This is a genomic window from Pseudomonas sp. GD04019 (genome assembly GCF_029837695.1).
Taxonomy (GTDB): Bacteria; Pseudomonadota; Gammaproteobacteria; order Pseudomonadales; family Pseudomonadaceae; genus Aquipseudomonas.
In genome coordinates this window covers 174,107-180,232 of sequence record NZ_JAOEEA010000012.1, presented here as the reverse complement: position 1 = coordinate 180,232, position 6,126 = coordinate 174,107, and the positions used below count along the sequence as shown (strand labels likewise).

At 58.1% G+C, this 6,126-nt stretch carries 7 protein-coding genes; 1 reads left to right on the top strand and 6 read right to left on the bottom strand.

What is annotated here, in order from left to right; translation table 11 throughout:
• Nucleotides 1-80: 80 nt before the first annotated feature.
• The 5 genes from N7607_RS18995 to N7607_RS18975 form a co-directional block, all read right to left on the bottom strand.
• The gene (locus N7607_RS18995; RefSeq protein WP_279924045.1) at nt 81-530 is read right to left on the bottom strand and encodes a hypothetical protein; all 450 of its coding nucleotides are present in this window, start codon (nt 528-530) and stop codon (nt 81-83) included.
• A gap of 745 nt (nt 531-1,275) precedes the next feature.
• Nucleotides 1,276-1,665: a hypothetical protein gene (locus N7607_RS18990; protein WP_279924044.1), complete on the bottom strand. Its 390-nt coding sequence runs from the start codon at nt 1,663-1,665 to the stop codon at nt 1,276-1,278.
• 80 nt (nt 1,666-1,745) lie between these two features.
• The gene (locus N7607_RS18985) at nt 1,746-2,210 is read right to left on the bottom strand and encodes a hypothetical protein (protein ID WP_279924043.1); all 465 of its coding nucleotides are present in this window, start codon (nt 2,208-2,210) and stop codon (nt 1,746-1,748) included.
• Between the two features lie 351 nt (nt 2,211-2,561).
• Nucleotides 2,562-3,710 carry an acyl-CoA dehydrogenase family protein gene (locus N7607_RS18980; protein WP_279924042.1) on the bottom strand — a complete coding sequence of 383 codons (1,149 nt, stop codon included), beginning with the start codon at nt 3,708-3,710 and terminating at the stop codon, nt 2,562-2,564.
• Nucleotides 3,711-3,779: 69 nt separating this feature from the next.
• Nucleotides 3,780-4,265: a DUF4157 domain-containing protein gene (locus N7607_RS18975; RefSeq protein WP_279924041.1), complete on the bottom strand. Its 486-nt coding sequence runs from the start codon at nt 4,263-4,265 to the stop codon at nt 3,780-3,782.
• A gap of 206 nt (nt 4,266-4,471) precedes the next feature.
• On the opposite strand from N7607_RS18975, the gene N7607_RS18970 reads away from it, so the two are divergent.
• Nucleotides 4,472-4,894: a hypothetical protein gene (locus tag N7607_RS18970; protein WP_279924040.1), complete on the top strand. Its 423-nt coding sequence runs from the start codon at nt 4,472-4,474 to the stop codon at nt 4,892-4,894.
• On the opposite strand, the gene N7607_RS18965 is transcribed toward N7607_RS18970, so the two are convergent.
• A complete protein-coding gene (locus N7607_RS18965) occupies nt 4,887-6,068 on the bottom strand; it encodes a PepSY-associated TM helix domain-containing protein (protein ID WP_279924039.1) in 1,182 nt (393 codons plus the stop codon). The genes N7607_RS18970 and N7607_RS18965 overlap by 8 nt on opposite strands.
• Between the last annotated feature and the right edge of the window lie 58 nt (nt 6,069-6,126).

Below are 6,126 nucleotides of genomic sequence, written 5' to 3'. Positions count from 1 at the left end.
TAACCGCACCGACGGCAGCGCAGATCAAAAGCTTTTGCCCACTACTTGTGGGGAGAGTCCATATACGTGTTGTTAGAGGGCTACCCAAAGAATGTGTGCTCAATTTTCAGTAGCGCTCCATTTAAGCGAAGTAGATAAGCTCTATTTGTGGTTAGATTAGAATCTTGGTCTTTGTATTTTGCCTTAAAAAGGAATAAAGAATTTCCCTCGTCGCCATTTTGTAATATCTCGATTTCTGAAAAATTACTCCAGACGTGATCAGGTTCGCTGCTCGAACTGCATGACTGATAAAAGCCTGCTAGATTCGACCAATATTTTGCATGAATTAATTTTTTCTGTTCAATTAAACGACTCAATTCTTCATCATCATATTCATCGTCATTCATTATGACTGCTTCGTCGAGCTCTACAGTTAAGATTTCATTGTAGTAACTGTATATGACTGCCAGGACGGATTTTTCTATTTGGTCATAAATCTCTGGGAGATGATTGATCCGGTCAATCATTTTTAAGGCATCACTAATTTCCATGTTGGCCTCTAACGTTTGGCTAAGGGGCCGGCTTCGCCGGTCCCGAGTGAGCGAAGCGAACGACTTGAGCCAATTGTTAGATTGCCCAGCCGTACGCTGCAAGTGAGGCCAGCGCTGCGCTTGACCGCCGGTGCGCACGTGTCGGTTTTGTCCCCGGAAGTTATTTGTGACGTGCACATTCTCTGAAAGCAACTCCTTTGCTGGCCACAAATAACGGCCTCTACTGCCAGGCAACCATTCGATTCAGGAACACCGCGCTGATGCGGTGATTGTGTTTCCTGACTCGGTGCTGAATAACCAATTTTGCCCTTGCGCCTAACGTTCAAGTTAAGGGGCCGCGGAGCGCGGTCCCAGCGAGCGAAGCGAGTGATTTGAACTTGTTGTTAGGCTTTTGCGGTGCGTCAGTGAAAAACCTCTCAGCAAGAGCTGGGCACACTCGGGACTGACCAAAATTCACAGGTGTAAGCATAAAGTCCTTGTGCACCAGCTTCCGTCCAAGCCTTTTCTCTGCGCATGAGAGGCAAAGCATTCCGTCAATTTGTGGATGTATGGACTTCCAGACCTTTAACTTGAGCATGTAATACTCTTGGCTCTTGTCTGTGTCTTTAGTGCAGTCAAGGCAAAGCCAGCGCTCTTGGCCTTGGGCAATTTTCTCTGCGTCGGTGAGCATTCAGCTTTGGCCTAACGTTTGGTTAAGGGGCGGGCTTTAGCCCGTCCCAGTGAGCGCAGCGAACGATTTGAACCACTAGTTAGGCTCATGGCTCGCCGGATGTTCTAGATTTTTTAGAGCCTCGATAATAAGAGGCATTGTGTAACTCAACCACGGGATAGTAGTCGTGGCGTCTTTTGGACGCTGGTATTCACCAGCATCAAAAGCCAAGTAAATTTTTAATGGAAATCCAGAAAGAGTTTTGCGAGATAGTGTAGATAGCCGGTTCATAGCTAAATCACCCTCGGCATATGAAAGCTCCCCCATAACAAACTCACTGGCAACGAGATGCGAATAGGCGTGGCAGAACTCAGCTTCGGGAAGCCCGGACTTAGCTAGGGCAAGCTCTGCGGATCTAGCCCACTGTTTATCGCTGATTTGAGTTTCATCGCGTTTGGTTATGAGGCGAAGCAATTCTTTTTCCATGGGCCTAACGTTTGGTTAAGGGGCCGGCTTTAGCCGGTCCCGCAGTGAGCGAAGCGAACGACTTGAACCATTTGTTAGCATTACTGAGCACGATCTACGCCAGTGACTATTAACCCTAAAAATGATTCTTTAGTGTGCATTTTTACTTGGAAGTTTTCTTTTGGGCTGTGCGCATAAAATACTGAGTTAGTACAAATTTTAAAAAGAAAGCTTTCTGTTGCGCGGAGTTTTATTGAGAAGTCGCAGACCTTGCGCCTGCCATGGATTTTCTGCGCGCTGGCAGTGTCTAGTTTAAAGCTTTCTTCTCCCGCAAAACTGGTTATGACTCTTGGTGCGAGATAGTAAAGATTTAGCCATGCGGAAAAGAATAAAGATAGTGGTAATGCTAGGAATGCAGTGGCTTTTTTGATAGGGCCATAGGTTGAGAATCCTTTCGCAGGAATCCATGTTTTATTTTTCAGGCCCTTAGCCACAAAGGTAATTAAGAAAAGAGTGATACCTAGGCTGATAATCAGTGATGGCCAGAATATGAATTTATTTGGCACGAAATCGTGATATGCAAAAGCATATACCCCCGCCGACAGAAATAAATACAGGACAATAATGCTGACTATTTTTTGACCTAGATGGCTGTCTTTTGATCGGTGTAGAGGCATAGGATTTTATGAGTAAAGCTAACTATTATTAGGCGACATTACTGTCGCATAACATCCGAGCAAGTGTCGGATAACATTCCTTGTCGCGCTGTAAGCCGTTGTTTTTCCTAGATCGACGCAAAGCAAATGCGACAGGAAGGAAAAGCAAACACGACATGGCTACGGCAAAGCCCTGCGCCCCAATCGAGGCGCTTCGGGCGAGGCTACTAATTGGCCATCACACTGTCCAGAAGGCGCCGTTCAGAGCCCCATCTGCTTGCTGATGATCTCGTTCATCACCTCGCGCGAGCCGCCGCCGATGGAGAGGATGCGGTTGTCGCGGTACAGACGCTCCACCAGGCTTTCGCGCATGTAGCCCATGCCGCCGAGGATCTGTACGGCGTCGTAGGTGATGCGGTCGGCCACGTCGGTAGCGAAGTTCTTGGCCATGGAGATTTCCTTGATCACGCTCTTGCCGGCGGCCATCTTGGCGGCCTGGCGGTAGGTGAACTCGCGGGAGACTTCCAACTGGGTGGCCATCTCGGCCAGGCGGTGCTTGAGCACCTGGAACTTGCCGATCGGCTTGCCGAAGGCCTCGCGCTCGCGGGCCCAAGCCAGGGCCTCCTCCAATGCCATCTGCGAGGTCATGTTGGCCATCAGCGCCAGGCTCAGGCGCTCGCTCTGGAAGTTGGCCATGATGCAGGCGAAGCCCATGTTCTCCGCGCCGATCAGGTTCTCCACCGGCACTTTGCAGTCGTCGAAGAACAGCTCGGCGGTGTCCGAGGCCCACCAGCCCATCTTCTTCAGCGAGCGGCCGACAGTGAAGCCGGGCGTGCCCTTCTCGATCAGCAGCAGGCTGACGCCGCCGAAACCTTCGCCGCCGGTGCGCACGGCCACGGTGTAGTAGTCGGCGCGCACGCCGCTGGTGATGAAGGTCTTGCTACCGGTAACGCGATAGAAGTCGCCATCACGCACGGCGCGGGTCTTGAGGTTGGCCACGTCGGAGCCGCCGGAGGGCTCGGTTACCGCCAGGGCCATGATCTTCTCGCCGGCCAGCACTGCGGGCACCACGCGCTCGCGCAGCGCCGGCTTGGCCCACTTGACCACCGGCGGCAGGCCGATATCCAGCGAGCCGAGGCCGGCGACCAGGCCACCGGAGCCGGAGCGCATCAGCTCTTCGCTGGCCGCCACCTTGGCGAACAGGTCGCCCTCGTGGCTGCCACCATACTGTTCCGGATAACCGATACCGAGGATGCCGGCGGCGCCGGCCTTGCGGTACAGCTCGCGGGGGAATTCCTCGGCCTCCTCCCAGTCCGCCACATGGGGCAGAACTTCGCGCTCGACGAAGCGGCGCACCGAATCGCGGACCAGCTGATGGGATTGGTCGAAGTATTCCTGGAAGGCGGACATGTGGGTGGCTCCCATTGTTGTTTTCGCCACCCTAACCGAGCGCTTGCTTGGTTTTCAAGCGACTGCGGATTATTGCGCCCGCAGCGCCCGTGCCACCTTGATCTGCATGTCGTAGGCCGGCGCCTCCACGGCATTGAAGTCGTGGGTGTAGCGCTGGGCGAAGCCGGTCGAACCCCACTCGCGGTATTGCTTCACGTGCCACAGTTCATGAGCCCAGAGGGCGACGTCGAGTTCGGCGTCCTCCTGGCTGCGGAACACAACCACGTCGACCAGCGTCACCGCCTGGATATCCGGGTTCTGCAGCATGGTGCTGGCCACATCCAGCTCGTCGAGGGCGCCGACGCGAAAGCGAACCGTCTCCAGCAGCACGTTGTCGTAATAGGGCAGCAGCTGAGCGCGGATGCCCGGCGGAATCGGCTGGGTGCCGGAAGTCAGCGCGGTATCACGGGACTGCAGGATCCAGCGCTCCAGCGTCACCGCGGCGGTACCGAGCACTTCCTTGCGGACCTGTTCGAACTCCGGCACGCAGATGCAGCTGTTGAAGCAGATTTCCATCTGCCCCACGGGGCAGGCGGCAGAGGCGCCAAGCGGCGCTCCCAGGACGAGGAGCAGCGCAGCGGATCGTAGAAGCGCAGGAGTCACGGATTTACCAGGAGTAGTTCGGGGGGGAACGGTGGGCCGCCATCTTGGCAGCGGATGGCCGCCGACGCTATGACCGGCTTGGGCGCCGGAAAATCCCAGCGCTGCCATGGAGAGGAAAAATGCGCGTCATCTGGATCGCCATCTTTGCCTGCCTCCTGGCGGGCTGCGTGACCCGCCAGGACTACCAGCCCCAGGCCATTTCCGAACGCGAAGCCTATGCGGTGATCACTGAGGTGGCGGAGCAGCAGCCCGCCGCCCAGAGCGCCATCTCCGCCTATCTGGACAGCCGCTACCTGGGTTTTCGCAGCGAGCACGACTCGGCCGCCGGTACGCCACAGGACATCCGCGAGCGCATCTATTTCAACTCGCTCGACACCATCGAGCTGCGCCGCAGCGGGCTCGGCTATCGCGTGCGGTTGAACGGCCCCAATGGCGACACCCTGCGTGAGTTCCACCTCGCGGACCGCCCGCAGGCCGAGCGCTTCATCGACGCCCTGCACTACTACCGCGAGCACGCCCCGGCCTTCACCGGCCTTAAGTGAGCACAGCCGCTTCGGCGCGACGCCCGGCAGAGCGCCGCGCACGCTGCTTGCGCCACCAGATGACGATGCCGGTAACGCTGAGCACGGCGATGGCCAGCCCCAGCACGGCGATCAGCACCCGCCCGGGGAAGCCGAGGATGCGCCCGCCGTGGATCGGCAGCTGCAGCTGGTAGAAGCGCTCGCCGAGCGTGCCCACGCCAGGGATCTCGCGACCGATCACGCGGCCATCCTCGCCATGCACGAAGACCCAGGCGTTGCCCTCATCGCTGGCGTGGTCGCCGAAGCCGGCACCGAAGAAGTTGTATTCGAAGCTGTAGTACAGCTCGGTGATCGGCGCGTGCAGGCCCAGGCGGTCACCCTCCTCCCGCGCCAGAGCATAGGCCTGGCGGTAATCCAGCTTCAGCTCGCCGAGTTCTTCCTTCGCCAGCCGCCCGCGCGCCTCGTAGGTGCTCAGCGGCACCTCGGAGAACAGCGACACCACCGGCTTGAACACCTCGGCCGGCAGGTTCATGGCCACGCTGCTCACCGCCACCGGGGTCAGCAGCAGCCACAGCCACAGGCCGCCGGCGCGGTGCACGTCGTGGTTGAGACGCTGGCGCTTGATCTTCCAGGCCTTGCCCCACTTGCCCCAAAATGGCCGGCCGCGCGGCAGGGTCAGCCACAGCGAGACCAGGCAATCGAGGGTCCAGAGGATGGCGATGATGCCCATCAGCCAGATGCCCCAGTTGCCCGGCAGGCTGAGGTTGTAGTGAAACTCGAGGATGAAGGGCACGAAGTTCTCGCGGGAGAAGCAGCAGGCGCCCCACTCCCGCTCGCCCAGCACCTGGCCGTTGGCCGGGTCAAGATAGAACACCCGCGGCGCCAGCGGATAAGGCTGGCCGCTGGTCGGATCGGTGCGCGGCACGGTGGCCAGCAGCGCCGAGTGGCCGGGCTCGTCCGGCTGCTCCATGTACCAGACCAGGCGCTGCGGGTGCTCGGCCTCCAGCCGCTCGATCAGGCTCGGGCCGTCCATGCGCGCCGTGGCGGCGTGCTCGGTCTGATAGAACTGCGGGTTGAGCCACTCGTCCAGCTCGTGGTGGAAGGCCAGCACGCTGCCGGTGAGGCCGGCCAGGGCGAGGAAGATCGCCGTGGCCAGACCCAGGTAGCGGTGCAGCAGAACCAGGATGTTGCGCATGATGTCTTTCCGTCTCGCAAACAGCAGAAGGCCGCCGTCCCTCACGAGACGGCGGCCG

Coding starts and splice junctions, on each gene's coding strand:
- N7607_RS18965 (WP_279924039.1), bottom strand. CDS start 6,068: ATGCGCAACATCCTGGTTCTGCTGCACCGCTACCTGGGTCTGGCCACG.
- N7607_RS18975 (WP_279924041.1), bottom strand. CDS start 4,265: ATGGAAATCTGCTTCAACAGCTGCATCTGCGTGCCGGAGTTCGAACAG.
- N7607_RS18980 (WP_279924042.1), bottom strand. CDS start 3,710: ATGTCCGCCTTCCAGGAATACTTCGACCAATCCCATCAGCTGGTCCGC.
- N7607_RS18990 (WP_279924044.1), bottom strand. CDS start 1,665: ATGGAAAAAGAATTGCTTCGCCTCATAACCAAACGCGATGAAACTCAA.
- N7607_RS18995 (WP_279924045.1), bottom strand. CDS start 530: ATGGAAATTAGTGATGCCTTAAAAATGATTGACCGGATCAATCATCTC.
- N7607_RS18970 (WP_279924040.1), top strand. CDS start 4,472: ATGCGCGTCATCTGGATCGCCATCTTTGCCTGCCTCCTGGCGGGCTGC.